Source organism: Acidovorax sp. GW460-11-11-14-LB4 (assembly GCF_059423685.1).
This window is the reverse complement of record NZ_JBWKYJ010000038.1, coordinates 1-26,111: the sequence shown is the minus strand read 5'-3', so window position 1 is coordinate 26,111 and position 26,111 is coordinate 1. Positions and strand designations below refer to the sequence as shown.

Genomic DNA, 26,111 nt, shown 5'->3' with positions numbered 1-26,111 from the left:
CGCACAAGGGCCGCCCCGCGGCGCTGGTGGCGTCCCCCTCCGGGGGGATGGCGCCGAAGGCGACACAGGGGGGAGGTGGTCACGCCGCCATCACCCGGTTCTTGCCCGAGCGCTTGGCCAGATACATCGCCTGGTCGGCCCGCACGATGGCGTCGGTGGCGCTCTCGCTTTCAACCAACTGGGCCACGCCTGCGCTGAAGGTGATGAGCACCTTTTCGGTGCCTTGCAAGAAGAAGCGCGTGGTCAGTTCGCGCTGCAAGCGGGTCATGGCCGCCACGCCGGCTTCGACGGTGGTGTCGGGCAGCACGATGACGAACTCTTCGCCGCCGTACCGTGCCAGCAAGTCCTGCGGCCGCATGACCTCGCGCGTGACCTGCGCCAGGTGCACCAGGGCAGCGTCGCCCCCCGCGTGGCCCAGCCGGTCGTTGATGGTCTTGAAGTTGTCCACGTCCAGAAGCGCCAGGCACAGGGACGAGCCCAGGCGGCGGGCGCGGGCGATCTCGCGTTCCACGGCCTCGTCCAGGCCCTTGCGGTTGAGGCTGCCGGTCAGCGGGTCGTGGCGGGCCTGGGCGCTGGCGCGGTCCAGTTCTTCCTGCAGCTTGGCGACCTCGGCGCGCTTGGCCTCGGTGCGCTCGCGCAGGTCCTGCAGCTCATCGTGGGTCACGCGGCTGTCGAGCGCCATGGCGCGGGTGGCGCTCATCACCTCCTGCAGCACCGGGGCAATCTCTTGCAGCGTACTGGCCTTGCCGATCAGGTCCGCGCAGCGCTCCATGGTGCCCTGGTAGCTGGTGCTGGATGCGGTGATGCGCGCCAGCCGCTCGATGAAGGTGGCCAGCATTTCCTTCATCTGCTCTTGCGCCTCCAGCGACCGCGCCTTGGCTTCGGTCTGCTTGAAGATCACGTCCTTGAGCCGGCGCTGCACATCGTCCAGCCGCCGCAGCGTCAGGGGCGGGGTCGAGGCACTCATCAGCGCCTCGGCCTGGCCCTGCAGCCAGCGGTCGTCCACGCTGAGCACGGCGATGTTCTCGAAGATCATGTGCAGCAGCTCGAGCAGGCTCGCGCGGATGGAGGCTTGTTCTTCGGTGGCGAACGACAGGCGGTAGCTGAAGTTGCCCAGCATGAGTTGCGCGGTGGTCACCAGGGGCGTGGGTTCGCGCAGAAAGGTGATGAGCTGCTGCGCCATGTCGATGACGCGGGGATCGTCGTCACCCAGGGCGGGCAGGGTGTTGTCGATGAGGCGGGCCAGGGCTTCGGCAAACTCGGCGGGCAGTTCGCCCAGTGCGGTGGGCGCATCGGCCACCTCGATGGGTTTGGAGGCAGTGGCCGGGTGCAAACCCAGGTTGGCGTAACCCACCATCACGCTTTGCAGCGATGTCCAGTCCTTGGTGATGATGGCGCGTTCGAACTGGCCCAGCAGGCGTTTTTGCGCAGGTGTCTGGCCGGGCAGCACACGCTGGATGCTGCTCAGCGGTCCCTCGGGGAAAGGCTGCGGGCTGCGGATGCCCGCTATTTCATCGTAGATCGCGAGGTAATTGTCTGGCGTGGGGGCCAGTCGGCGAGCGGCCAGTTGTTTGAGCGTCTCGCGCGCGATCTCGGAAGGTGGTCGGTCGGCCATGGGCGGGCACCAGTGTCAGGAGGCTGGAATGCACAAGTGTGACACAGGCAAGGCGCTGTGCGTGCTGGCACACCGGGCCACACGGGTATGCCAGCCAGGAACATGGGGAGGACCCCTTGCGAGATCTGCCCACACGTTCCAAAGGGGGCGGCTGGCCGTCAGTTCACCATGACCAGCTTGCCCATCACCCCGCGCGAGCCCATGTGGGCGTAGGCGGCGGGCAGCTCGGCCATGGGCATGGTGCGGTCGATCACGGGTTTGATCTTGCCCTGGGCATACCACTGTGCCAGCTCGCCCATCATGGCGGCGTTGGCCTTGGGTTCGCGCTTGGCGAAGTCGCCCCAGAACACGCCGACGATGGACGCGCCCTTGAGCAGCGCCAGATTGAACGGCAGGGCCGGGATGGGGCCGGACGCAAACCCGACCACCAGATAGCGGCCGCGCCAGGCGATGGAGCGGAACGCGGGCTCGGCAAAGTCGCCACCCACGGGGTCATAGATCACGTCGGGGCCCTTGCCGTCCGTGAGGGTCTTGATGGCCTCGCGCAGGTTGTCCTTGCTGTAGTTGATGGTCGCGTCGGCTCCGATGGAAGTGCACAGCGCGCACTTTTCGTCGCTGGATGCGGCAGCGATCACACGTGCGCCCATGGCCTTGGCGATCTGAATGGCGGCCGTGCCCACGCCCCCGGCAGCGCCCAGCACCAGCACGGTCTCGCCCGCCTTGAGCTGTGCGCGGTCCACCAGCGCATGGTGCGACGTGGCGTAGATCATGATGAAAGCGGCTGCATCGACATGCGAAAAGCCGTCTGGCAACGGCATGCACAGGGCTGCGGGGGCAATGGTGTGGGTGCCAAAGCCGCCGGTGCCCGACAGGCAGGCCACGTTCTGGCCGACCTTGAGGTGCGTGACGCCTTCGCCTACGGCAGCCACCACGCCCGCGTATTCCGAGCCGGGCACAAAGGGCAGTGGCGGCTTCATCTGGTACTTGTTCTGCACGATGAGCAGGTCGGGGAAGTTCAGGCTGGCGGCCTTGATCTCGATGAGCACCTCGCCCGCCTTGGGGGTGGGGGTGGGCAGCTCCGTCCAGGTGAGCGCTTCGACGCCGGTGGGGTTGGTGCAAAGCCAGGCATGCATGGGGAAGTCTCCTGTCGGTCGGTCTTGTCAATGATGGCCCGCATGATAGGTGGCGCGTCGGTGTGCTGGATGTCCCACGAGCGACGGGCGCCAGGGGTGCCGTCGGCGCAATGTGGTCAACGGGCGTCCCTCCGCGGTGCAGCAGTCCGGCCACCTACAATCCGTTGCAACCGCTACCCAGACCATGAAGATCCTGATATCCAATGACGACGGCTTCCAGGCCCCCGGCATCGTGGCGCTGCATGATGCGCTCAAGACCCTCGACGGGGTCGAGGTGGAGGTCGTTGCGCCAGAACACAACAACAGTGCCAAATCCAACGCGCTGACGCTGCATTCCCCGCTGTACGTGCACAAGGCAGCCAACGGCTTTCGCTACGTGAATGGCACCCCGGCAGATTGCGTGCACATTGCGCTGACCGGCCTGCTGGGCTACCGGCCCGATCTGGTTGTGTCGGGCATCAACAACGGCGCCAACATGGGCGACGACACCATCTATTCCGGCACGGTGGGAGCGGCCATGGAGGGATATCTCTTTGGCGTTCCGGCCATCGCTTTTTCGCAGGTGGACAAGGGCTGGGCCGAGCTGGAGGCCGCCGCGGCCAAGGCGCGTGAACTGGTGGCGCAGATGCGTGCGCAGCAACTGGTCAACGAAACCCCCTGGCTGCTCAATGTGAACATCCCCAACATGCCGCTGGAGGCCTTGCGCCCGGCCAAGCTGTGCCGCCTGGGGCGCCGCCATGCGGCGGAACGGGTCATCGTGCAGGAAAGCCCCCGGGGCGAAGCCATGTACTGGATCGGCGGTGCTGGTGCTGCCAAGGACGATGCAGAAGGCACGGACTTTCATGCCACGGCCCAGGGCCATGTGTCCATCACGCCCCTCAAGGTGGATCTGACCGATCACGACAACCTCGGTTACTGGGCGCAGACCGCCGCCCGTTTGGCGGCGGGGGCGGCTGCCGCCCCCGGGGCGTGATGCAGCGCCGCCCGGGTTTTCCGGCCAGGCTGCCGGTGTCCGGTAACGCCGCCATGGGCAAGCCGGCGGTAGCGCCGTCTTCCCCCGCACAGCGGAAGCCGGCGGTGGCCGCGGCACCTGCCGGAGTGGGGCTGGATTCGTCGGCCGTCCGGGCGCGGATGGTGCAAAAACTGGCGGCGGGCGGCATCACGTTGGCCCCCGTGCTGCAGGCCATGGGTGCTGTGGAGCGCCACCGGTTTGTGGACAGTGCCCTGGTCAACCAAGCCTACGAAGACACCAGCCTGCCGATAGGCTTGGGCCAGACCATCTCCAAGCCCAGCGTGGTGGCTCGCATGTGTGAGCTGCTGCTGGGCGCAGAGAGCGCCCGCCATGGCGGGCTGGGCCGTGTGCTGGAAATTGGGACGGGCTGCGGCTACCAGGCTGCGGTGCTGAGCCTGCTGGCCCGCGAGGTGTACACGCTGGAGCGCCTGCGTGGCCTGCACGACAAGGCACGCGACAACTTGCGGCCGTTCCGCCTGGCCAACGTGCACCTGCTGTTTGGCGACGGCATGCTCGGCTATGCCAAAGGTGCTCCGTACGCGGCCATCATTGCCGCAGCCGGGGGCGATGCCGTGCCCCTGGCCTGGTGTGATCAACTGGCCGTGGGGGGGCGCCTGGTGGCACCCATGGCACTGACGGGCGGGCAGCAAATGTTGCTGGTGATCGACAAAACCCCGCACGGATTGAAACAAAACGTGCTCGAACCCGTGCATTTTGTCCCCCTAAAATCGGGGATTGCGTAAAGGGAATTGCTTATGTTCGTATCGCGTGGTCTTGTGGTGGGTTTTACCGTGGCAATGGCGGGGCTGGTGCTCTCCGGCTGTGGCACCCGCATGAACAAGGCTCCTGTGGAAGATCGGGGCACCTCTTCGTCGTCTTCTGCCCCAGCGCCCGCAGCACAGCCGGGCGTGGTGGTGGGTACCCCCGTCAAGCCTCTGCCTGGTGCAGAAAACGCCGGCAAACCGGGTTACTACACGGTCAAGCCTGGGGATACCCTGATTCGCATCGGCCTGGAGTCTGGGCAAAGCTGGAAAGACATTGCCCGCTGGAACAATCTGGAAAACGCCAACCTGATCGAAGTCGGTCAGGTGCTGCGCGTGCTTCCTCCGTCCGCTGCCCCGGCGGCGGTGGCCTCTGAGAGCGGGGTGGTGACACGCCCGGTCACATCATCCTCCGTCGCTCCAGCCAGCACGCCCGCTGCGGCTCCTGCATCGGCAGCCAGCGGCGCCAAGCCTGCTGCCTCTGCTGCGTCGGGCACGGTGGTGGCGGTGGCGCCAGCCACGCCGGCACCTGTGGCAGCGCCAGCGGGCGAGGATGAGTTGGCGTTCATCTGGCCTGCATCGGGTTCGCTGATTGCCGGGTTTGACGAGGCACGCAACAAGGGCTTCGACATTGCCGGCAAGGCGGGTGACCCGGTACTGGCGGCGGCGGATGGCCGTGTGGTCTATGCCGGTGCCGGTCTGCGCGGCTATGGCAACCTGGTCATCCTGAAGCACAACAACACGTTCCTCACCGCTTACGCACACAACCAGACCCTGTTGGTCAAGGAAGACCAGGCGGTGCGCAAGGGCCAGAAGATCGCCGAGATGGGCAACACCGACGCAGACCGCGTCAAGCTGCACTTTGAAATCCGCCGGCAGGGCAAGCCTGTCGATCCCACACGCTATCTGCCATCCCGTTGAGTCCGATGGCGGATCACTCGCCGGGCGGTGGTCCCGAAGCGTCTGAGGCGACGACAGCGCAGGAGGGCGATTCCCTCCTGCTGGCCGATGAATCGGAAGCCCTGGCCGACGCGGACAGCGAGCTGCGCTCGTTGCAGATGGGCCCAGGCCAGCACGCCGAGCGGCTGGATCGTGCGCTGGTGGAGCTGGTTCCCGAGTTCTCCCGCAGCTATCTTCAGCAATTGCTGGCCCAGGGGCTGGTCAGTCTCAATGGGAAGCCTGCTTTCAAGGCAGCCGCGCGGGTCAAGGCTGGTGACCTGGTGGTGCTGGAGATGCGGCCCACCCTCCAAAGCCAGGCCTTCCGGCCTGAGCCCATGGCGATTGATGTGGTGTACGAAGACGAGCACTTGCTGGTGGTGAACAAGCCCGCAGGCTTGGTTGTGCACCCTGCGCCAGGCAACTGGAGCGGCACCCTGCTCAACGGCCTGCTGGCCCGCGACGACAAGGCACTGCGGGTGCCACGGGCTGGTATCGTTCACCGTCTGGACAAGGACACCAGCGGTCTCATGGTGGTCGCCCGGGACCGTGCGACCATGGACGCCCTGGTGGCGCTGATTGCTGAGCGCAAGGTCAAGCGCCAGTACGTGGCCATGGCGCATGGTGCCTGGACGGGGGGAGCGACCCGCTCGGTGGATGCCCCCATCGGGCGGGACCCTCGCAATCGCCTGCGCATGGCGGTGGTGGACTTGGCGGTCCACCCTGGCAAAACCGCCCGCACGGATTTCCTGTGTCTGGAGGGATGCGAGCGTGGTTGCTGGGTGCAGTGCACCTTGCACACCGGGCGCACGCACCAGATTCGTGTGCACATGGCATCTCTGCGCCATCCTTTGGTGGGCGATGCCTTGTACGGTGGCGCGCCGGTCGGGGCCTTGCAACGCCAGGCCCTGCACGCCTACCGGTTGGCTTTTGCGCATCCGGTGACGGGGGATCCTCTGGAGTTCCGTGCCCCTGTACCCGACGATATTCGCTGGGCGCTGTCAGAATGGGGCCTGGGCTACAATGCGCCCTGAACGGCCGTGACGGCCCTAGCCCGCAGCCGGAATCCCGCCGGGCTCTACCAACGCACCGGCGCCATTGCGCGGTGCACCAATGATTGCCCCTGCTGTTGATGTGACACCCGTTGCAACGCGTGGCACTTTTCCAGGAATCGCTGAACCATGAACACGGTGGATGCCAAAAGGGTCCTCGAAACTGCGTTGATCTGCGCGCAGCAGCCCGTGCCCGTGCGCGAGCTGCGGGTGTTGTTCAATGACGCGCTGGGGTCCGACACCCTCAAGGTGCTGTTGCAGGAATTGCAGCTTGATTGGGCGCAGCGTGGGGTGGAGCTGGTACAGGTGGCGACGGGATGGCGCTTCCAGAGCCGTCCTGAAATGCGTGAATACCTGGACCGTCTGCATCCCGAAAAACCGCCCCGCTACACCCGGGCCACCATGGAAACCTTGGCCATCATTGCCTATCGGCAACCGGTCACGCGCGGGGATATCGAGGACATTCGGGGTGTGACGGTCAACAGCCTGATCATCAAACAGTTGGAAGACCGGGGTTGGGTGGAGGTCATTGGCCACCGCGAAACGGTGGGGCGCCCGGCGTTGTTCGCCACGACCCGCCAGTTTCTGGACGATATGGGCCTGCAGTCTCTGGACCAACTGCCGGTGCTCGATGACCCGACAGGCAATGCGAATGTGCTGGAAGCCATGGCCGCCGCCGCCCAGGGAGCCATTGGGGGTGAGCCTGATCTGCTGGCGGTTTTGCCGCACGAAGCCGGTGGGCAAGAGCCGGTGGAGTCTGTGGAGGCTGTGACTGATACGGGTGGTAAGCGGCCCGTGGATGATTTTTTTCAGAATGTGGAGACTGATCTCCACGACGACCATGCTGATACCCCGGGTGGTATCCAGGGAAATACTTGATGAACGACTCGACCTCCGAAAATCCGGCCGAAGTGCCTGGGTTGAATGCTGCTGATACGGTGCCCGCTGCCAAAAAGCCGGCTGCCAAGCGGGCTCCTCGCAAAAAGGCGGAAGCTGTCCTTGCTGAGGAAGCGGTGCCTGAAGCTGTGGTGGCGATGCAGGTCGGTACTTCGGTGCCTGTGTCGGAAGCTGCGGCGCCAGAGGTGCCTGTGGCCCAGGTGCAGGCGGTCGTCATGGACTCGATATCTCCTGAGGCGGTCGTATCGGCAGCCGACGGCGAGGGCAATACTCGGCATGCAGGGAGGCCCCCTCGTGGCGAATCTCGTGAACGGCCTCAGCGTCCTGATGGGGCAGGGCGCGACAAGCGCAGAGCTGCCCCTGTCGTGGAGGGCTATCAGTTTGAGGATGTAGTCTCCGGTCGTTTCGACGAAGAAGATGCCTCCGCAGACGCGGTGCCGCAGAAGCGGGTGCTGCTGCCGCAGGTCGAGACACCTAAACTGCACAAGGTGCTGGCCCAGGCAGGGCTGGGATCGCGGCTGGAGATGGAGCAATTGATCCTGGAGGGGCGGATCTCGGTCAACAACGAACCTGCTCACATCGGACAGCGCATTCAGTTTGGCGATCAGGTCAAGGTCAACGGCAAGCCGATCCGCTATCGCATCGACCCCCCTCCGGCGCGCGTAATCGCATATCACAAACCCGTGGGCGAGGTCGTGACCCATGACGATCCCCAGAATCGACCCACCGTCTTTCGCAAGCTGCCCCGGCTCATGCAGGGCAAGTGGCAGTCGGTAGGACGCCTGGACCTGAACACGGAGGGTCTCTTGCTGTTCACCAGCTCGGGCGAGCTGGCGAACAAACTGATGCATCCACGCTTTGGGTTGGAGCGCGAGTACGCCGTTCGGGTGCTGGGTGCTCTGAGCAACGAGGAAAAACAAAAACTGCTGGACGGCGTGCGCCTGGATGACGGTATGGCATCGTTTGGTTCCATCGAGGACGGTGGTGGAGAGGGTTCCAACTGCTGGTACCGGGTCACCATCTCTGAAGGCCGCAACCGTGAAGTGCGCCGCATGCTCGAGTCGGTGGGTCATGCGGTCAGCCGCCTGATCCGCATCCGCTACGGTGCCATGGTGCTTCCGCGCGGCCTCAAGCGCGGAGCCTGGCTGGAACTGGACGAGAGTGATATCCGCGCACTGGTTCAGGCCGCAGGTGCTGGGCGCCCCGAGCCTGTTGAGGGACGTCCTGAAGGGGCTGGTGCTGGCGGGCGCAATGGCAAGCCGCGCAACCGTGGCCGTGGTGGACCACGCGGTGATGGCTCGCGTCGGGACATGTCGCAGCCAGCCGTCCCTGGTGGTCCCCGTGGCCAGAAACCGCGCCGCGATGGCGGCCAGGGCCCTGCCCGTGGCAACAACGCTGCAGGGGGCGATCGCCAGCGTGGGGGCTCGGCACAGCCCGATCCGATGAAAACGTCGGTGGGCTACATCGGCATGGACAGCCTCTCGCGCCACCGCCAGGACAAACGACGCCCCGGTGGCGGCGGTCCCCGGCGCGGAGGTGGTGGGCGCTGAGTGCTCCTGCCTTCACGCTCCCCGGTTAGAATCGAGGGCTTTGTCCGGTGGACAAACGAATCACAGCAACAACCATTCAGGAAATCAACATGGCAATCGAACGCACTCTCTCCATCATCAAGCCCGACGCAGTGGCCAAGAACGTCATCGGTCAGATCTACGCTCGTTTTGAAGCTGCCGGCCTCAAGGTCGTGGCAGCCCGTATGGCCCACCTGTCGCGCCTGGAAGCCGAGCAGTTCTATGCAGTGCACAAAGAGCGTCCTTTCTTCAAGGACCTGGTGGACTTCATGATCTCCGGCCCTGTGATGATCCAGGCCCTGGAAGGCGAGAATGCCATCCTCAAGAACCGCGAACTCATGGGCGCAACCGACCCCAAGAAGGCAGAAGCTGGCACCATCCGCGCCGACTTCGCTGACAGCATCGACGCTAACGCTGTGCACGGCTCCGACGCCGCTGAAACCGCACAGGCCGAAGTGGCATTCTTCTTCCCCGGCCTGAATATCTACTCGCGCTGAGATGGTGATACTCCCCATGCCCGCACCCACCCTGGTGGGAGTCCCGTGTCATGGGGGTAGCTATGCCTGGTCTCCAGTGGGTTTGGCACCATGAGCACGACGAATCTGCTGGAATTCGACCTCGACGGTCTGGCGACGTTTTGCGAGCGGCTGGGGGAAAAGCGCTTCCGCGCCACCCAGCTGTTTCGTTGGATTCATCAGCGCGGTGCCAGCGATTTCGACGCCATGAGCGACTTGGCCAAGGCCTTGCGTGACAAGCTCAAGGGCTGCGCGCAGGTCGAGGCACTGCCCGTTATTTCAGAGCATGTGTCCTCGGACGGCACTGTGAAGTGGCTGTTTGATGTGGGTGATGGCAACGCGGTGGAAGCCGTGTTCATCCCGGAGGATGATCGTGGAACCCTCTGTGTGTCATCGCAGGCGGGCTGCGCTGTCGGTTGCCGCTTCTGTTCTACAGGCCATCAGGGTTTCAGTCGTAATCTGACGACGGGTGAGATCATCGCCCAGCTGTGGTTTGCAGAGCACTCCCTGCGTAAGCGCTTGCAGACTGAAGACCGTGTGATCTCGAATGTGGTCATGATGGGCATGGGGGAGCCGCTGCAAAACTATTCGGCATTGGTCCCTTCGCTCAAAGTGATGCTGGACGATCACGGGTATGGCCTGTCGCGCCGCCGCGTGACGGTGTCTACATCGGGCGTCGTGCCCATGATGGACCGCCTTGCGCAAGACTGTCCCGTGGCACTGGCGGTATCGCTGCATGCACCCAATGATCCCCTGCGCGACAACCTGGTGCCGCTCAATCGCAAGTATCCGATCGAGGAGTTGCTGGAGGCTTGCAACCGCTATTTGGCGCATGCCCCCCGTGACTTCATCACGTTCGAGTACTGCATGCTTGATGGTGTCAATGATCAGGCGGAGCATGCGCGCCAACTGATCGAGTTGGTCAAGCGCAGTGGTATTCGCTGCAAGTTCAATCTGATTCCTTTTAATCCGTTTCCCGCATCAGGGCTGTTGCGGTCCCCGCAAAATCAGGTGCAGGCCTTTGCCAAGATACTCAGTGACGCGGGCATTATCACCACGGTGCGCAAGACGCGCGGTGATGACATTGACGCGGCGTGCGGTCAATTGGCTGGGGATGTCAAAGATCGTACCCGGGCCGCAGAACGCATGGCAAAACAGCGCACAATCGTGCTCAAACCGGTGACTTGATCAGGCAGTTGGCAAACTTCAAGGAGGCTCTACATGGCGGGAATGGTTGGACGCTGGCAGCATATTGGCCGCTGGACACTCACGGCATGCAGTGCGGTGGTTTGCATATGGGCGCTCCAGGGGTGTGCAACAAACGCATCGTCTGCAGTCAGTGACGCCGATGCGGGCTTGGTGACTCCGTCCGATGAGCCTGAGTCGCGGCGCCGCGCTCGTATCCGGCTGGAGTTGGCCTCCAACTATTTTGAATTGGGGCAAACGGCGGTCGCACTGGATGAAGTCAAGCAGTCGCTGGCTGCAGATCCTTCTTATGCCGATGCTTTCAATCTTCGTGGCCTGATTTACATGCGCCTGAGTGACTATGCACAGGCCGAAGACAGTTTCCGCCGTGCCTTGTCGCTACGGGCAAATGACTCCAACGTACTGCACAACTATGGCTGGCTGATGTGCCAGCAGCAAAAGTATGTGGAGGCCGACCAATATTTTGTCCGAGCCATTGCCAACCCCGCCTATACAGCGCGTGGCAAAACGTGGATGGCCCGTGGCCTGTGCCAGTCAGGGGCGGGACAGTTTCCCGAAGCGGAACAGTCTTTCTTGAAGGCCTATGAATTCGATGCTGCGAATCCGGTGGTCGGTTATCACCTCGCGGCGCTCTTGCTGCGGCGCAACGAGTTGTCGCGTGCGCAGTTTTACATTCGACGGCTCAACAACAGCGATTTCGCCAACTCTGAATCGTTGTGGCTGGGCATCAAGGTGGAGCGGGCTTTGGGCGACACCGTGGCAATGAGGCAACTGGCTGCTCAGTTGCGCAAGCGCTTCCCGGATTCCAGGGAGCTGGGTGCATACGAACGTGGGGCTTTCAATGAGTGAGGTGGTGGAGAGCGGAGTGACGGCGGGCGGCTTGCTCAAGGAGGCCCGGCAGGCGGCAGGCATGCACATCGCAGCCCTGGCGGTTGCGTTAAAAGTACCCGTCAGCAAGCTGGAAGCCCTGGAGGCAGATAACTACACAGTGCTGCCTGACACCGTATTTGTGCGCGCGCTGGCTTCGAGTGTTTGCCGTACCCTCAAAATTGACCCAGCGCCCATTTTGTCTTTGCTTCCCCAAAGTCAAAGTCCTCGTCTGTCTGTGGACAGCGCGGGTATCAATGCACCCGTGAAGGGTAGTGCCGGCAAATCTTCGTCGTCCTCTTCGGCGTCATTCGCGGGTTCAGGTTCCGGCTCGCGTTCGGTGGTGTTGGTCGTTCTTGCGCTGTTGGTGGGAGCTGTGGTTTTGTTCTTTGTCCCTCGGCATTCCACGCCAGGGGATTCTTCCGATCCAGTGCCCGTTGCGGTGCCAGATGCTTTGCCGGCCAATGCCTCCGAGCCTGCACCTGCAGTGGTGCCACCAACGGTGGAGCGCCCCGCCGATGCATCTATTTCTGCATCGCCCGCCGCTGCTTCGGCGGCTTCGGTGCCTGTGTCTGCTGCGCCACCTGCCGCTGCACCTCCAGCGCCTTTTGCCGCTGGCAGTGGCGTGTCTGCGGGCGCTGTTTCGGCCGCTGATGGCGCGGCAGATGCTCCCTCCGGTCCCCTGGTGCTGCGCGCGCGCGGTGCGTCATGGGTGCAAGTTCGCGATGCCAATGGTGCACTGGCGTTGCAACGCAATCTGGCGGCGGGAGAGTCGGTATCGGTGTCGGCACCCACGCCCCTGGCAGTGATTGTCGGTCGCGCTGACGCGACGGAAGTGATTGTTCGAGGAAAGCCGTTTGATCTGACGGCAGTCGCCCGTGAAAACGTGGCGCGTTTCGAGGTGAAATAGTGGAAAACTCCCCGATTGATTTTGGGCCGGTGGCGATTGCTTCGCCCTTACCTAGACGTTCGCGCCAAGCGAAAGTTGTCTGGGGTTCGCGTGTGGTGACCGTGGGGGGGGATGCTCCCGTGCGCGTGCAGTCCATGACCAACACCGACACCGTCGATGCCATTGGGACCGCGATTCAGGTCAAGGAGCTCGCTCAGGCGGGGTCGGAGTTTGTTCGCATCACCGTTAATACGCCAGAAGCTGCTGCAGCGGTACCGTACATTCGAGAACAACTGGATCGCATGGGTGAGAACGTTCCCTTGGTGGGCGATTTTCACTACAACGGACACCGCCTGCTCACCGAGTTTCCGGACTGCGCCCAGGCTTTGTCCAAGTACCGAATCAACCCTGGCAATGTGGGCAAAGGTGACAAGCGCGATAAGCAATTTGGTCAAATGATCGAGGCTGCCATGCGCTGGAACAAGGCTGTGCGCATCGGTGTCAACTGGGGCAGTCTCGATCAGGAGTTGCTGGCTGAGCTGATGGATACGAACAGCCGCCGCAGCAATCCATGGGAGGCTCGTCAGGTCATGTACGAGGCCCTCATCACATCGGCCATTGAATCTGCGCGTCGTGCAGAGGCCATGGGGATGGACGGCAACCAGATCATCTTGTCGTGCAAAGTCAGCGGAGTGCAGGATTTGATCTCTGTGTACCGCGAGTTGGCACGCCGTTGCGACTACGCTTTGCACCTGGGTCTCACCGAAGCCGGTATGGGCACCAAGGGAACGGTTGCTTCGGCGGCCGCATTGTCTGTGCTGCTGCAAGAGGGTATTGGCGACACGATTCGTGTGTCGTTGACACCCCAGCCAGGCGAGGCGCGTACCCAAGAGGTGGTTGTGGCATCCGAAATCTTGCAGGCCTTGGGCATGCGGGTTTTTGTGCCCAGCGTTACCGCTTGCCCGGGATGTGGCCGTACCACCAGCACCACCTTTCAGGACCTGGCCAAGCAAATCGACGATTTCCTGCGTGCGCAAATGCCTGTGTGGCGCGTGCGTTATCCGGGTGTGGAATCGCTACGGGTTGCAGTTATGGGCTGCATCGTCAATGGCCCGGGTGAAAGCAAGCACGCAGACATTGGAATCAGTCTGCCGGGGACGGGTGAGGCGCCTGCCGCCCCTGTCTTCATTGATGGCGAGAAGGCAATGACCCTGCGCGGTGACGATATCGCCAATGAATTCCATCGCATCGTCGAGCAGTACATCGAAAAGCGGTTTGGCGCCGGGGTGTCTGCTGCTTGACCGGTAGTGCTGCAGCCACCCGCACCGTAAAGCCTCGGGAGGTGGTCTGTCCAGCTTATGTAAATTTCCGCCAGACATAGAAAAGAAGCGCTGTGAGTAACGAAAAAAGCAGTCCCTCGTCCAAACCAGAGAAGCTGGTTGCGGTGAAGGGCATGAACGACATCCTGCCTCCGGAATCTGCCCGTTGGGAGTGGCTGGAGGCCAAGGTGCGCGACCTGATGGCGCGCTACGCCTATCGCAATATCCGCACACCCATTGTCGAACCCACACCGTTGTTTGTACGTGGATTGGGCGAGGTCACCGACATTGTCGAGAAAGAGATGTACTCGTTTGAGGACCGTCTCAATGGGGAGCAGCTGACGCTTCGCCCCGAAGCGACAGCTGGTGTGGTGCGTGCGGTTGCAGAGCACTCCATGTTGTACGACGGCGGTAAGCGCCTGTACTACATGGGCCCCATGTTTCGTCATGAGCGTCCCCAACGCGGACGCTACCGCCAGTTTCACCAGATCGGCGCCGAGGCACTGGGGTTTCCGGGTGCCGAGGTCGATGCCGAGTTGATTCTTCTGGCGAGTGCCCTGTGGCGCGACCTTGGCCTGCAGAATGTGCGTCTCGAACTCAACAGTTTGGGGCAGCCGGACGAGCGCAAGGCTCACCGTGCTGCATTGATCGCGTATCTGGAACAGCACGTCGATGCTCTTGACGAGGAGGCGCGTCGGCGGCTGCACAGCAACCCTCTGCGCATCCTCGACACCAAGAATCCCGCGATGCAGTCGCTGGTGGAAGCAGCGCCTCGTTTGATTGACTTTCTGGGTCAGGAGTCTTTGGCGCATTTCAATGCCGTCAAGGCCATTCTTGATGCCAACGGGATAGCTTGGACTGTCAATCCTCGCCTGGTGCGTGGCATGGACTACTACAACCTCACTGTGTTCGAGTTTGTGACGGATCAGTTGGGCTCGCAGGGCACGATCTGCGGTGGGGGGCGCTACGACTACTTGATCGAACAAATCGGTGGCAAGGCCGCACCGGCGGTGGGTTGGGCGTTGGGGGTCGAAAGGGTACTGGAGTTGCTCAAGGAGCAGCAAAGTGCCACCCCTTTGCTGGTTCCGGACGTCTATGCCATTGTCCCTTCGGCGGCCGCGTTACCTCGGGCTGTGGCTACTGTCGAGCAATTGCGCCAACATGGTGTTCGTGTCCAGATGCACGCGGCCCCTTCGCTGGAGGGCATGGGCAGTATGAAATCGCAATTCAAGAAGGCTGATGCCAGTGGTGCAATGCACGCGCTGGTGTTTGGCGATGATGAGCTGTCTCGTGGCATGGTGACTGTCAAAGCCTTGCGTGATGGCGCAGGTGAGCAAACCGAGCGCCCGCTGGACTTGGTCGCGCAATGGTCGGCCACCCTACAATCCACCCGCTAACCCAATCACATTCCATGGCAAATCATCTCGACCTTGAAGAACAAGAGCAGCTAGACCAGCTCAAGCATTTTTGGAACACCTGGGGCACGTTGATCAGCTCCGTGGTCATTGTCGTTGCAGGTGCAGCGGCTGCTTGGAACGGTTACCAGTACTGGCAAACCCGGCAGGCCACGCAGGCGGCTGCATTGTTTGATGCTGTGGATGTGGCTGCGCGGTCTGCCGATAACGTCCGCATGGAACAAGCTTTTGCAGATCTGAAGTCTAAATATGCAGGGACTGTCCAAGCTGGGCAGGCAGGCTTGACCCTCGCCAAGGCCATGCAGGGCACTGGTAATGTCGAAGGCGCCAAAGAGGCGCTTATGTGGGTTGCAGAACAATCGTCAGACGAGGGCCTCAAGGCCTTGGCCAAGTTGCGATTGGCTGGTGTGCTCATGGATCAAAAGAACTATGACGAAGCACTAAAGCAGCTGTCCAGCAGTTTCGCGCCGGAATTCTCCTCTGTTGTGGCGGACCGCAAGGGTGACGTCCTGATGCTCCAGGACAAGCGTCAGGACGCGATTGCTGAGTACACCAAGGCATATAAGGGGTTCGAAGACAGTGTCGAGTACCGCCGTCTGGTGGAAATCAAGCTGAACGCGCTGGGTGTCTCGCTGCAAGGTGTGAATGTGGCTTCTGCTGTCTCTTCAACCGCAACACCTGCGGAGTCCAAATAACCATGTCGTCGCCTATCAACGCAAGGTCAGGGCACCAATTTTTTGTGCGCGGTCTGGTGGTAGCACTAGTGGCTGCCACGTTGGCCGGTTGTTCTTTGTGGAGCGCCGACAAGTCTAAGCCTGTGCCTGCCGACCTCGGAGCCAATGTGGCCGTTCTGGGCGTGCGGCAAGCATGGACTGCGCGCCTTGGCAATGTGGCTGGATTGCCATTGGAGGTCCATGTTGCTGGCAATGTGGTGACCGTCGCGTCAGCTGATGGTGCGGTGGCAGCCCTGGATGCGCGTACGGGGGGGGATATCTGGCGAGCAGCGCTGGCTGAGCCTCTGTCGGCAGCTGTGGGTAGCGATGGCAAGTTCGCGGCGGTGGTCTCGCGTAACAATGCACTGATCGTTATTGATGGGGGGCGTGAGCGCTGGCGTGAGACGCTCGCTGCTCAGGTATTCACACCACCTCTGGTTGCAGGCGGTCGTGTTTTCGTGTTGTCGGCAGATCGATCCGTGTCTGCCTATGATTTGTCGACAGGTCGTCGTCTCTGGTCCCTGCAGCGCCCCGGCGAGCCTTTGATATTGCGCCAGGCTGGTGTCTTGACCGCTGTGGGTGACACACTGGTGGTGGGGTTGTCAGGCCGTTTGGTCGGATTGAATCCTGACAATGGCAGTGTACGATGGGAGACTCCCATTGCCAGCGCACGGGGCACCAATGATGTGGAGCGCCTTGTCGAGTTGGTGGGGCGCACGAGCCGTGTGGGAGAAACAGTGTGCGCTCGATCTTTTCAAGCTGCTGTGGGTTGTGTGAACACGGCAAGGGGAACGACCGTCTGGACGCAGCCTGCTAGCGGAGCAGAAGGCGTTCACGGCGATGCAGAGGCCATTTTTGGCTCTGAGAGCAATGGCACTCTTGTTGCGTGGCGCCGCGCGGATGGTTCACGCTTGTGGGGTATCGATCGACTTAAATACCGCAAACTCACGGCGCCGTTGCTTCTAGGGCGCTCGGTAGTCGTCGGTGACGACTCGGGTTTGGTGCATTTGCTGTCTCGTACAGATGGTTCGCCCCTGAACAGGCTGGCGACAGATGGGTCTGCCATCGCTGCTGCCCCAGTCGTGGCTGCAGATACCCTGGTGGTTGTTACCCGCAATGGCGGCATTTACGGATTCCGTCCAGATTGATCGGTCTTATTCAATGAAGCCAGTTATCGCCCTCGTGGGGCGTCCGAATGTCGGCAAGTCCACGCTCTTCAACCGTCTGACCAAGTCGCGTGACGCTATCGTCGCTGACTTTGCGGGACTTACGCGTGACCGGCACTACGGTAACGGCAAGCAGGGAAAACACGAGTACATCGTCATTGATACCGGTGGCTTCGAACCCGACGCTTCCAGCGGCATCTACCGCGAGATGGCCAAACAAACGCAGCAGGCCGTCGCAGAGGCGGACGTGGTGATTTTTGTGGTGGATGCCCGTGCAGGTGTTTCCGCGCAAGACCACGACATTGCCAATTACTTGCGTCGCTTGGGCAAGCCTTGCGTGCTCGTCGCCAACAAAGCGGAGGGCATGCTCCAGGGCGTCCAACTAGCGGAGTTCTATGAGCTGGGGCTGGGCGAGGTTTATCCTGTGTCTGCGGCGCACGGGCAGGGCATACGCAGTTTGGTTGACATTGCGCTGGAGCCGCTCAATCTGCCTGAGCCTGACGATTCGGATACGGCGTTGGACAAGGGCGTAATCAAGCTTGCCGTGGCGGGGCGCCCCAACGTGGGTAAGTCCACCCTGATCAACACGTGGCTTGGCGAAGAGCGACTGGTGGCATTTGATATGCCCGGCACGACCCGCGATGCCATCACTGTGCCTTTTGAGCGCAATGGCCAGCGCTTTGAGCTGGTGGATACTGCAGGACTGCGCCGCAAAGGGAAGGTGTTTGAGGCTATCGAAAAATTCTCGGTAGTGAAAACGCTCCAAGCCATCGAGTCCGCAAATGTGGTGCTGTTATTGCTCGATGCCACCCAGGGGGTAACGGACCAGGATGCCCATATCGCGGGCTATATTCTGGAGAGTGGCCGCGCTGTGGTTCTGGCGGTGAACAAATGGGATGCCGTGGATGACTACCAACGACAGCTCTTGGAGCGCTCCATTGAGACGCGGCTAGCGTTTCTGAAGTTTGCTTCGTTGCACTTCATTTCTGCGAAGAAGCGTCAGGGGCTTGGCCCTCTATGGACATCTATTGCCCAGGCCCACCGGGCGGCCACCTGCAAGATGTCCACGCCAGTGCTCACCCGACTGTTGCTGGAGGCAGTTCAGTTCCAAAGCCCCAAGAGGGCGGGGATGTTCCGCCCCAAAATGCGGTATGCGCACCAAGGCGGCATGAATCCGCCCGTGATCGTGATCCATGGTAACTCGCTGGAGCACGTGACTGATGCTTACAAGCGATTCTTGGAAGGGCGCTTCCGCAAGGAGTTTGATCTTGTGGGGACCCCTTTGCGCATTGAGATGAAAACCTCGCACAATCCTTTTGCGGACAAAGACGAGGCTTGACGACAAAGGCTCCTCAGTCGAGGGGCCATGTGTGTTAAAGCCAGAGCGTGCGTCTGGCTGTGGTAAGGTGCTGGTTTACAACAACACTTGAACACGGAGAATATCGTGAGCAATAAAGGCCAGCTTTTGCAAGACCCCTTCCTTAACGCATTGCGTCGGGAGCATGTTCCAGTGTCCATCTATTTGGTCAACGGGATCAAGCTGCAGGGGCAAATCGAGTCTTTCGACCAGTATGTGGTGTTGCTGCGCAATACGGTGACGCAGATGGTTTACAAACACGCGATTTCTACGATCGTTCCAGGTCGGGCGGTCAATTTCTCTACCTCAGAAACCCCTGATGCTGACAACAGCAACCCTTGAGTTGTTGTCTGGTAGCGGGGCTCGCTTTCTGAGCGAGGTAGAGCAGGGAGAGGGTGGTTGGCTTTGAGTTCGGCTTCCGCATCCTCGTCCGCTATGACGCCGGTGTTGCTGGTGGGCGTTGATTTTGGTCTTCCCCACTTCGATGCTGAGTTGGAAGAGTTGGGACTGCTCGCCCAGACGGCGGGTTTACGGCCTGTTGCTCGCATTACGTGCAAGCGGAAAGCGCCGGACGCGGCACTCTTTATTGGCTCTGGCAAAGCGGATGAAATTCGCACCTTGGCCCAGATGCATGGGGCATTGGAGGTGCTGTTTGACCAATCACTCAGCCCCGCGCAGCAGCGTAATCTGGAACGTCATATCGAGCTTCCCGTTAATGACCGCACGTTGTTGATTCTGGAGATCTTTGCGCAACGTGCGCGAAGCCACGAAGGCAAGCTTCAGGTTGAGCTCGCCAAGCTGCAGTATGTGAGTACACGGCTGGTGCGGCGCTGGTCTCACCTAGAGCGCCAGACTGGCGGTATCGGTGCCCGGGGCGGTCCGGGTGAAAAGCAGATCGAGCTGGATCGACGGATGATTGGTGACGCGATCAAGCGCACCAGAGAGCGCTTGATCAAGGTCAAGCGTCAGCGCTCCACGCAGCGGCGCCAGCGCGAGAGGCGCGATACCTTCAATATTTCGCTTGTTGGATACACCAACGCGGGTAAGTCCACGCTTTTTAATGCTTTGGTGAAAGCGCGAGCGTATGCAGCGGATCAACTTTTTGCCACGCTAGACACTACAACACGCCAGTTGTATCTGGCAGATGCGGCGCGATCTGTTTCTCTGTCCGATACGGTGGGCTTTATCCGGGATCTCCCGCACGGATTGGTGGATGCCTTTCAGGCTACGCTGCAAGAGGCTGTCGATGCAGATCTGCTGCTTCATGTGGTGGATGCTTCCAACCCGGATTTCCCGGAGCAGATGGCGCAGGTGGAGCGGGTGTTGCTGGAAATTGGTGCATCGGATATTCCGCAGATACTGGTGTTCAACAAGCTTGACGCATTGCCCGAAGAGCGACGCCCCTCCCTGCTGGTAGACCAATACGAAGTGGGGGGGCAGTCGCTTTCCCGTCTGTTCGTAAGTGCTCGATCTGGAGAAGGTCTTGATGATCTGCGCCACGCTTTGGCCGATAGGTTGCTGGCTACGCGTGAGGATATGACCCCAGCAGACGCCCTTGAATTGCCGGATGTGTTGCCCTGATTGGGCACAATGCATGATCGAATGACGCCATCAGAGAACCAGAGATTTTGCGCATGAATTTTCATACTCGCACCCTACGCTGGGCTTCATTGCCGGACCGTATTCGGGGCATGTTCAATCTGAACGATCCACGCTGGGGTCGCGGGGATGATAAGTCGGAGGACGGTAGCGTGCGCCCTGAGGATCGACCTGCAGCGCCACCCGCAGGTCAGAGGGGTGGGGATCAGCGGCCAAGCAATGGCCAGCAGCCGCCTGATCTCGACGAGCTCTGGCGTGACCTTAATCGCAAGCTTGGCAGTCTGTTCGGGGGAAAGAATGGTTCTGGTCGTGGCCCGGGAGGAGGGGCTGGCGGTGGCTTTCAACCTGATATGAAAAGCGCCGGTGTGGGTGTGGGCTTGATTGCTGGCATTGCATTCGTGATCTGGATGGGCACAGGTTTCTTCATAGTGCAAGAAGGCCAGCAAGCCGTCATTACGCAATTCGGTAAGTACAAAAGCACAGTGGGTGCAGGTTTTAACTGGCGCTTGCCTTACCCAATTGAGCGTCATGAGCTGGTTTTTGTGACACAAATTCGCTCCGCTGATGTGGGGAGGGACACGGTCATCAAAAGCACGGGCTTGAGAGAGTCCGCGATGCTGACCGAAGACGAAAACATCGTGGAGATCAAGTTTGCCGTTCAGTATCGCCTGAGCGATGCCAGGGCATGGCTTTTCGAAAGCAAGAATCCCTCAGATGCCGTGGTTCAAGCAGCTGAGACCGCCGTTCGCGAGGTGGTGGGCAAGATGCGCATGGACACGGCATTGGCTGAAGAGCGGGATCAGATTGCGCCTCGCGTTCGCGCGCTCATGCAGACCATATTGGACCGTTACAAAGTTGGCGTCGAAGTTGTTGGCATCAATTTGCAACAGGGCGGTGTGCGGCCGCCTGAGCAGGTGCAGTCCTCCTTTGATGATGTCCTCAAAGCTGGACAGGAGCGCGAGCGTGCCAAAAACGAGGCACAGGCTTACGCGAATGATGTGATTCCACGCGCTGTGGGCTCTGCCTCTCGTCTGAACGAGGAGGCTGCTGCGTACAAGGCGAGGATCGTTGCGCAGGCTCAAGGTGACTCGCAACGGTTTGCTTCTATTTTGGCGGAGTACCAGAAGGCTCCGCAGGTAACCCGTGATCGTATGTATCTGGACACGATGCAGCAGATTTATGGCAACGTGACCAAGGTGCTGGTGGAGTCGCGTCAAGGCTCCAATTTGCTGTACCTGCCGCTCGACAAAATTATGCAAGGCGTAGCAAGCGGGTCCGGAGCGCTGGATGCCCCTGCGGCCACCAGCGTGCCTCCAGCGGTGTCACCAGCAACACCCGCACCAACCTTTTCGAATGACGCTCGCGCGCGCGACACTAGCCGCACCCGTGAACGTGAATCCCGCTAGGAGTAGTTCGTGAACAGAGTCGGTTTTATTGCATCTACCCTTCTGGTGGTGCTTGCTCTCATGAGCTCCATGCTTTTTGTTGTGGACCAGCGGCAGTTTGGAGTGTTGTATGCACTGGGTCAGATCAAAGAAGTGATCACGGAGCCTGGCCTCAATTTCAAGCTGCCTCCTCCATTTCAGAACGTCACTTACATAGACAAGCGTTTGCTGACTTTGGACAGCACGGACACCGAGCCCATGTTGACTGCTGAAAAGCAGCGTGTCGTTATCGACTGGTATGTGCGCTGGCGCATTTCCGAGCCCACTGAGTACATTCGCAACGTTGGGCTGGATGAGACGGCGGGCGCCATGCAGCTCAATCGGGTGGTTCGCAATGCTTTCCAGGAGGAAATCAACAAGCGCACGGTGAAAGAGCTGCTCTCACTCAAACGCGAAGCGCTGATGGCTGATGTCAAGCGCGAAGTCTTGGAGACAGTTCGTGGTTCCAAGCCTTGGGGGGTTGATGTGGTGGATGTGCGTATTACCCGTGTTGATTACGTGGAAGCCATTACTGAATCTGTGTACCGGCGCATGGAAGCGGAGCGAAAGCGCGTGGCCAATGAGTTGCGCTCTACAGGTGCTGCAGAAGGCGAAAAGATTCGTGCAGACGCAGATCGTCAGCGCGAGATCACAATTGCCAATGCTTATCGGGATGCTCAAAAGCTGAAAGGTGAGGGCGACGCGGAAGCGGCCCGCATCTACGCCGAAGCGTTTGGCAAAGATCCTCAATTTGCCCAGTTTTATCGCAGTCTCGAGGCGTACAAGGGCAGTTTCAATAAGAAAAGCGATGTGATGGTGCTGGACCCATCGTCCTCTGACTTCTTCAAGGTCTTTCGCGGCTCAGCGTCTGCATCGGCGCCTGTTGCTCCACGCAAGTAAACAAGTGGCGCTGGTTGTGAGAGGTGAATGATGTGGGACAGTCTTTGGACGGCATTTGCCTTGGTCCTGGTAATTGAGGGTTTTGTGCCTTTTTTGTCCCCCCAGGTCTGGAAACGTACGGTTGCACAGATCGCTCAATTGCAGGATGGCCAAATACGCTTTTTCGCATTGTTGGCCCTTGCTGCGGGTCTTCTGATGCTCTGTTTCTGAACGCTGTCACACCCCTTGACTAGGAGATTCCTTGGGGAGTCTCGCCCGGTCCCGGTAGAATCACGGTTTTAACAGCCTCCCCTTTTCTCCATGTCTGCTTGGGTCCTGCCGGATCACATTGCCGATGTCTTGCCGTCTGAAGCGCGGCACATCGAAGAATTGCGTCGCGGGCTGCTTGATACAGCCCGCTGTTATGGTTATGAGTTAGTGATGCCCCCGCTGTTGGAGCATCTGGAATCTCTCCTTACGGGCACTGGCGAAGCGCTGGATCTGCAAACCTTCAAGCTGGTGGACCAGCTATCTGGTCGTTCCATGGGGCTGCGAGCTGATACGACTCCGCAGGTTGCTCGCATTGATGCGCATTTGCTCAATCGCAAAGGTGTGACACGTCTTTGCTACTGTGGTCCTGTGTTGCACACGCGTCCTGACCGCCCGCATGCCACCCGCGAGCCTCTTCAGTTTGGTGCCGAAATCTACGGGCATACCGGGCTGGAGGCCGACCTTGAGGCTTTGCAGTTAGCTCGGGAGTGTTTGCGAGTTGCCAATGTACGCGACACAACCATTGATCTTGCGGACGTGCGCATCGTCCGCAGCCTGTTGGCTGGTGTGAGCGTGAGCCCGCAACTGCTCAGCGGCATTCATTCTGCTTTGGCGGCCAAGGATGCGGGAGAGTTGACAGTCTTGACGCGTGGCTTTCCTGAGGATTCTCGGCAAGGCCTTCTCGCTCTTGTCCAGCTATATGGAGACGCTGCTGTTCTGGCTGAGGCTGAAAATGCGCTGAAGCGCATTTCTGGTGTGTCTCAAGTGCTATCAAATTTGAAGTGGTTGGCGTCGCGTCTTGACGGAGCCTCTGTCACTTTCGACTTGGCTGATTTGCGTGGATATGCCTACTACAGCGGTGCACGCTTCGCGATCTATGCGCGCGGTGCCAGCGATGCCCTGGTGCGCGGCGGCCGGTACGACGAGGTGGGGGCAGTGTTTGGCCGAAATCGTCCTGCGGCGGGATTCAGTTTGGACATCAAGCAGGTGGTTGGCGTGGTGCCACCCCGTGCGCTGAAAGCCGCCATTCGTGCTCCCTGGGGCGAGGCTGCGGATGTGAATGCAGCGATTGGAGAGCTTCGGTCCGCTGGGGAAACAGTGGTGTGTGTTTTGCCAGGGCACGAGAGTGAGGTGGATGAGTTCCACTGTGATCGTGAACTGGTTCAGGTTGCGGGCCGTTGGGTCGTGCAGGCTGTTTGAGCAATTGTCATTTGAATTGGGTTTGAGATGAAAGCAACCAAAGGTCGCAACGTAGTGGTGGTCGGTACCCAGTGGGGCGACGAAGGCAAAGGCAAGTTGGTCGATTGGCTGACGGAGAGCGCTCAAGGGGTTGTGCGTTTCCAGGGGGGGCACAACGCTGGCCACACACTGGTGATCAATGGTGTGAAGACGGCGCTGCATTTGATCCCGAGCGGCATCATGCGCCCTGGGGTCAAGTGCTACATCGGCAATGGCGTGGTACTTTCTGCAGCGAAGTTGTTTGAGGAAATTGAGGGGCTTGAGAAAGCCGGTGTCGAGGTTCGTTCGCGCCTGCGTATCAGTGAGGCTTGCCCGCTGATCCTGCCTTTCCACGCGGCAATTGATGTTGCGCGTGAGGCGGCCCGAGAGCAGGGGGGGGCTGAGAAGATTGGTACCACCGGCCGTGGCATTGGTCCAGCTTACGAGGACAAGATTGCCCGCCGTGCCTTGCGCGTACAGGACTTGAAGTACCCTGAGCGATTTGCTTCTAAGCTGCGCGAATTACTGGATTTGCACAATCATGTGCTCACCACGTACCTGGGCTCTGCAAAGTTCGTTTTTGGCGATGCGCTGAAGCCATACATCCAGGATGGCAAGGTGCAATTTGATGTCGTGTACGCCGAAGCCATGCGCCATGCAGAGTTGCTGAAGCCCATGATGGCTGATGTGTCGCGAGAGCTCAATGAGGCGAATCGCGCGGGTGCCAATCTTCTTTTTGAGGGCGCTCAAGGGACCCTGCTGGATGTAGACCATGGCACATACCCGTATGTCACGTCCAGTAACTGTGTGGCGGGGAATGCTGCCGCAGGATCTGGCGTGGGGCCGGGCATGCTTCATTACATCCTCGGCATTACCAAGGCGTACTGCACCCGTGTGGGTGGCGGGCCTTTCCCTACAGAGCTGGATTGGGAAGTGCCTGGTACGCCCGGTTATCACATGAGTACAGTGGGCGCTGAAAAGGGAGTGACAACCGGGCGTAGCCGTCGCTGTGGCTGGTTTGATGCAGCTTTGTTGAAGCGCAGTGCCCAAGTCAATGGCCTTACTGGCCTTTGCATCACCAAGCTGGATGTGCTGGACGGGTTGAACGAGTTGTTGCTGTGCACAGGCTACGAGCTCGACGGTCAGCGTATTGATTTGCTTCCCATGGGCGCTGAGGACATCGCTCGGTGCACGCCAATTTATGAAACGCTCCCTGGCTGGAGTGATTCCACCGTAGGGGTGACCGAGTACGACAAACTGCCCGAAAGTGCGCGCCGCTATCTTGAGCGCATCGAAGAAGTGACGGGGGTTCCGATCGACATGATCTCAACCAGTCCTGATCGCGATCATACGATCATGATGCGCCATCCTTATGTCGCCGTCTGATCTACAGTTTTGCCTTGCTGCCATCAAGTAAACGCCAACTATTCAGGAATCATCCACTATGTTGACCGAAGACGGAAAACACCTCTATGTCAGCTATGACGAGTACCACAGCCTCATCGAAAAGTTGGCGCTGAAAGTTCATCAGTCGGGTTGGGCGTTCGACACCATTCTCTGTCTCGCTCGCGGTGGGTTGCGCCCAGGTGACATTCTCAGTCGTATCTTTGATAAGCCGTTAGCGATCATGTCTACGAGCTCCTACCGTGCCGAGGCAGGAACGGTGCAAGGACATCTTGATATTGCACGCTTTATCACCACGCCCAAGGGTGAAATTGCAGGGCGCGTGCTCTTGGTCGATGATCTGGCTGATTCAGGGCACACCTTGCACGCGGTGATCAACATGCTTAAGACCAACTACGCGCCCATCACCGAGCTACGTAGCGCCGTGATCTGGACGAAAGGTCTATCGACGTTTTCTCCAGATTACTCCGTGGAGTTTTTGCCGAGCAATCCTTGGATCCATCAACCCTTTGAGGGCTACGACAGCCTGAGTCCGGAGAAGCTGCTAGAAAAGTGGCGAGTCTGATTTTTCTTGCCGGCCCTGAAAGTCGTGCTATAGTCGAAGGCTTCGCTACTGAGACCTGAGCGCAAAAAGTGTTGGGGTCGATGGGGTGGTTTGTGGTGGTGCTTAGGTGCTGCGGCGGATGACTCGGAAGGTTGGCGAAGAAAGTTTGGTTTTGTCTTCTTGGTGGTTTAAAACCGGTATAGAATACAAGGCTTCGCTCGGTAGAGATGGTTGTTGCGGATTGCAGATGATCGTTGAGGCGGGGTGAAAAAGGGAAGCAAAAGTTTGACAGTTCTTTAAAAACTGTGCTAGAATTCAAGGCTTCGCTGATCGCAGCGAGGTTTGCAAAATG

25 protein-coding genes are annotated in these 26,111 nt (G+C 60.3%); 23 read left to right on the top strand and 2 right to left on the bottom strand.

The window, feature by feature from the left end; genetic code table 11:
- Positions 1-79: 79 nt before the first annotated feature.
- Positions 80-1,615 carry a GGDEF domain-containing protein gene (locus AC07X4_RS14560; RefSeq protein ID WP_056061952.1) on the bottom strand — a complete coding sequence of 512 codons (1,536 nt, stop codon included), beginning with the start codon at positions 1,613-1,615 and terminating at the stop codon, positions 80-82.
- Positions 1,616-1,773: 158 nt separating this feature from the next.
- Positions 1,774-2,748, bottom strand: coding sequence for an NADPH:quinone oxidoreductase family protein (locus tag AC07X4_RS14555; protein ID WP_274109002.1), 975 nt, complete (start codon positions 2,746-2,748; stop codon positions 1,774-1,776).
- 184 nt (positions 2,749-2,932) lie between these two features.
- Here AC07X4_RS14555 and surE point away from each other — a divergent pair, with 184 nt between their 5' ends.
- From surE to AC07X4_RS14440, 23 genes are all read left to right on the top strand, one after another.
- Positions 2,933-3,721: a 5'/3'-nucleotidase SurE gene (gene surE, locus AC07X4_RS14550; protein WP_099729832.1), complete on the top strand. Its 789-nt coding sequence runs from the start codon at positions 2,933-2,935 to the stop codon at positions 3,719-3,721.
- A complete protein-coding gene (locus AC07X4_RS14545) occupies positions 3,721-4,503 on the top strand; it encodes a protein-L-isoaspartate(D-aspartate) O-methyltransferase (protein WP_494740470.1) in 783 nt (260 codons plus the stop codon). Before surE ends, AC07X4_RS14545 begins: the two co-directional genes overlap by 1 nt.
- Positions 4,504-4,515: 12 nt before the next feature.
- Complete coding sequence (locus AC07X4_RS14540) at positions 4,516-5,442, top strand: peptidoglycan DD-metalloendopeptidase family protein (protein WP_494740469.1); 927 nt, start codon at positions 4,516-4,518, stop codon at positions 5,440-5,442.
- 5 nt (positions 5,443-5,447) lie between these two features.
- A complete protein-coding gene (locus tag AC07X4_RS14535) occupies positions 5,448-6,491 on the top strand; it encodes an RluA family pseudouridine synthase (RefSeq protein ID WP_494740468.1) in 1,044 nt (347 codons plus the stop codon).
- A 147-nt stretch (positions 6,492-6,638) separates the two neighbouring features.
- Entirely contained in the window at positions 6,639-7,388 is a 750-nt protein-coding gene (scpB, locus tag AC07X4_RS14530; protein WP_494740467.1) for an SMC-Scp complex subunit ScpB, read from the top strand.
- Positions 7,388-8,956, top strand: a complete 1,569-nt coding sequence (locus AC07X4_RS14525; RefSeq protein ID WP_494740466.1) for a pseudouridine synthase — start codon at positions 7,388-7,390, stop codon at positions 8,954-8,956. Before scpB ends, AC07X4_RS14525 begins: the two co-directional genes overlap by 1 nt.
- An 89-nt stretch (positions 8,957-9,045) precedes the next feature.
- Positions 9,046-9,471, top strand: coding sequence for a nucleoside-diphosphate kinase (gene ndk, locus AC07X4_RS14520; RefSeq protein WP_008905954.1), 426 nt, complete (start codon positions 9,046-9,048; stop codon positions 9,469-9,471).
- A gap of 90 nt (positions 9,472-9,561) precedes the next feature.
- On the top strand, positions 9,562-10,677 hold the full coding sequence (rlmN, locus tag AC07X4_RS14515; protein WP_494740465.1) for a dual-specificity RNA methyltransferase RlmN: 1,116 nt from the start codon (positions 9,562-9,564) through the stop codon (positions 10,675-10,677).
- Positions 10,678-10,710: 33 nt separating this feature from the next.
- Positions 10,711-11,544 carry a type IV pilus biogenesis/stability protein PilW gene (gene pilW / locus AC07X4_RS14510; protein WP_056061981.1) on the top strand — a complete coding sequence of 278 codons (834 nt, stop codon included), beginning with the start codon at positions 10,711-10,713 and terminating at the stop codon, positions 11,542-11,544.
- The gene (locus AC07X4_RS14505; RefSeq protein ID WP_494740464.1) at positions 11,537-12,472 is read left to right on the top strand and encodes a helix-turn-helix domain-containing protein; all 936 of its coding nucleotides are present in this window, start codon (positions 11,537-11,539) and stop codon (positions 12,470-12,472) included. The genes pilW and AC07X4_RS14505 overlap by 8 nt, the downstream gene beginning before the upstream one ends.
- Complete coding sequence (gene ispG, locus AC07X4_RS14500; protein ID WP_056061984.1) at positions 12,472-13,752, top strand: flavodoxin-dependent (E)-4-hydroxy-3-methylbut-2-enyl-diphosphate synthase; 1,281 nt, start codon at positions 12,472-12,474, stop codon at positions 13,750-13,752. The genes AC07X4_RS14505 and ispG overlap by 1 nt, the downstream gene beginning before the upstream one ends.
- A gap of 152 nt (positions 13,753-13,904) precedes the next feature.
- Positions 13,905-15,167 carry a histidine--tRNA ligase gene (gene hisS / locus AC07X4_RS14495; protein ID WP_056061987.1) on the top strand — a complete coding sequence of 421 codons (1,263 nt, stop codon included), beginning with the start codon at positions 13,905-13,907 and terminating at the stop codon, positions 15,165-15,167.
- A 14-nt stretch (positions 15,168-15,181) separates the two neighbouring features.
- Positions 15,182-15,880 carry a YfgM family protein gene (locus tag AC07X4_RS14490; RefSeq protein WP_056743271.1) on the top strand — a complete coding sequence of 233 codons (699 nt, stop codon included), beginning with the start codon at positions 15,182-15,184 and terminating at the stop codon, positions 15,878-15,880.
- A 2-nt stretch (positions 15,881-15,882) separates the two neighbouring features.
- Positions 15,883-17,046 (top strand): outer membrane protein assembly factor BamB, encoded by a 1,164-nt coding sequence (bamB, locus tag AC07X4_RS14485; RefSeq protein WP_494740463.1) that lies wholly within the window; start codon positions 15,883-15,885, stop codon positions 17,044-17,046.
- Between the two features lie 13 nt (positions 17,047-17,059).
- Entirely contained in the window at positions 17,060-18,403 is a 1,344-nt protein-coding gene (gene der, locus AC07X4_RS14480) for a ribosome biogenesis GTPase Der (RefSeq protein WP_056062205.1), read from the top strand.
- 105 nt (positions 18,404-18,508) lie between these two features.
- A complete protein-coding gene (gene hfq, locus AC07X4_RS14475; RefSeq protein WP_108500281.1) occupies positions 18,509-18,763 on the top strand; it encodes an RNA chaperone Hfq in 255 nt (84 codons plus the stop codon).
- Positions 18,764-18,856: 93 nt separating this feature from the next.
- Positions 18,857-20,002: a GTPase HflX gene (gene hflX, locus AC07X4_RS14470; RefSeq protein WP_494740462.1), complete on the top strand. Its 1,146-nt coding sequence runs from the start codon at positions 18,857-18,859 to the stop codon at positions 20,000-20,002.
- A 53-nt stretch (positions 20,003-20,055) separates the two neighbouring features.
- On the top strand, positions 20,056-21,426 hold the full coding sequence (gene hflK, locus AC07X4_RS14465; protein ID WP_494740461.1) for an FtsH protease activity modulator HflK: 1,371 nt from the start codon (positions 20,056-20,058) through the stop codon (positions 21,424-21,426).
- Between the two features lie 9 nt (positions 21,427-21,435).
- Entirely contained in the window at positions 21,436-22,344 is a 909-nt protein-coding gene (hflC, locus tag AC07X4_RS14460; protein WP_056061999.1) for a protease modulator HflC, read from the top strand.
- A 27-nt stretch (positions 22,345-22,371) separates the two neighbouring features.
- The gene (locus AC07X4_RS14455) at positions 22,372-22,554 is read left to right on the top strand and encodes a DUF2065 domain-containing protein (protein ID WP_395455398.1); all 183 of its coding nucleotides are present in this window, start codon (positions 22,372-22,374) and stop codon (positions 22,552-22,554) included.
- Between the two features lie 90 nt (positions 22,555-22,644).
- Complete coding sequence (locus AC07X4_RS14450) at positions 22,645-23,793, top strand: ATP phosphoribosyltransferase regulatory subunit (protein WP_436077889.1); 1,149 nt, start codon at positions 22,645-22,647, stop codon at positions 23,791-23,793.
- Between the two features lie 27 nt (positions 23,794-23,820).
- Positions 23,821-25,197 carry an adenylosuccinate synthase gene (locus tag AC07X4_RS14445; protein ID WP_056743262.1) on the top strand — a complete coding sequence of 459 codons (1,377 nt, stop codon included), beginning with the start codon at positions 23,821-23,823 and terminating at the stop codon, positions 25,195-25,197.
- 58 nt (positions 25,198-25,255) lie between these two features.
- Positions 25,256-25,780 (top strand): phosphoribosyltransferase, encoded by a 525-nt coding sequence (locus AC07X4_RS14440; protein ID WP_056062011.1) that lies wholly within the window; start codon positions 25,256-25,258, stop codon positions 25,778-25,780.
- Positions 25,781-26,111: the final 331 nt, after the last annotated feature.

Coding starts and splice junctions, on each gene's coding strand:
- AC07X4_RS14560 (WP_056061952.1), bottom strand. CDS start 1,615: ATGGCCGACCGACCACCTTCCGAGATCGCGCGCGAGACGCTCAAACAA.
- AC07X4_RS14555 (WP_274109002.1), bottom strand. CDS start 2,748: ATGCATGCCTGGCTTTGCACCAACCCCACCGGCGTCGAAGCGCTCACC.
- surE (WP_099729832.1), top strand. CDS start 2,933: ATGAAGATCCTGATATCCAATGACGACGGCTTCCAGGCCCCCGGCATC.
- AC07X4_RS14545 (WP_494740470.1), top strand. CDS start 3,721: ATGCAGCGCCGCCCGGGTTTTCCGGCCAGGCTGCCGGTGTCCGGTAAC.
- AC07X4_RS14540 (WP_494740469.1), top strand. CDS start 4,516: ATGTTCGTATCGCGTGGTCTTGTGGTGGGTTTTACCGTGGCAATGGCG.
- AC07X4_RS14535 (WP_494740468.1), top strand. CDS start 5,448: ATGGCGGATCACTCGCCGGGCGGTGGTCCCGAAGCGTCTGAGGCGACG.
- scpB (WP_494740467.1), top strand. CDS start 6,639: ATGAACACGGTGGATGCCAAAAGGGTCCTCGAAACTGCGTTGATCTGC.
- AC07X4_RS14525 (WP_494740466.1), top strand. CDS start 7,388: ATGAACGACTCGACCTCCGAAAATCCGGCCGAAGTGCCTGGGTTGAAT.
- ndk (WP_008905954.1), top strand. CDS start 9,046: ATGGCAATCGAACGCACTCTCTCCATCATCAAGCCCGACGCAGTGGCC.
- rlmN (WP_494740465.1), top strand. CDS start 9,562: ATGAGCACGACGAATCTGCTGGAATTCGACCTCGACGGTCTGGCGACG.
- pilW (WP_056061981.1), top strand. CDS start 10,711: ATGGCGGGAATGGTTGGACGCTGGCAGCATATTGGCCGCTGGACACTC.
- AC07X4_RS14505 (WP_494740464.1), top strand. CDS start 11,537: ATGAGTGAGGTGGTGGAGAGCGGAGTGACGGCGGGCGGCTTGCTCAAG.
- hisS (WP_056061987.1), top strand. CDS start 13,905: ATGAACGACATCCTGCCTCCGGAATCTGCCCGTTGGGAGTGGCTGGAG.
- AC07X4_RS14490 (WP_056743271.1), top strand. CDS start 15,182: ATGGCAAATCATCTCGACCTTGAAGAACAAGAGCAGCTAGACCAGCTC.
- bamB (WP_494740463.1), top strand. CDS start 15,883: ATGTCGTCGCCTATCAACGCAAGGTCAGGGCACCAATTTTTTGTGCGC.
- der (WP_056062205.1), top strand. CDS start 17,060: ATGAAGCCAGTTATCGCCCTCGTGGGGCGTCCGAATGTCGGCAAGTCC.
- hflX (WP_494740462.1), top strand. CDS start 18,857: ATGACGCCGGTGTTGCTGGTGGGCGTTGATTTTGGTCTTCCCCACTTC.
- hflK (WP_494740461.1), top strand. CDS start 20,056: ATGAATTTTCATACTCGCACCCTACGCTGGGCTTCATTGCCGGACCGT.
- AC07X4_RS14455 (WP_395455398.1), top strand. CDS start 22,372: ATGATGTGGGACAGTCTTTGGACGGCATTTGCCTTGGTCCTGGTAATT.
- AC07X4_RS14450 (WP_436077889.1), top strand. CDS start 22,645: ATGTCTGCTTGGGTCCTGCCGGATCACATTGCCGATGTCTTGCCGTCT.
- AC07X4_RS14445 (WP_056743262.1), top strand. CDS start 23,821: ATGAAAGCAACCAAAGGTCGCAACGTAGTGGTGGTCGGTACCCAGTGG.
- AC07X4_RS14440 (WP_056062011.1), top strand. CDS start 25,256: ATGTTGACCGAAGACGGAAAACACCTCTATGTCAGCTATGACGAGTAC.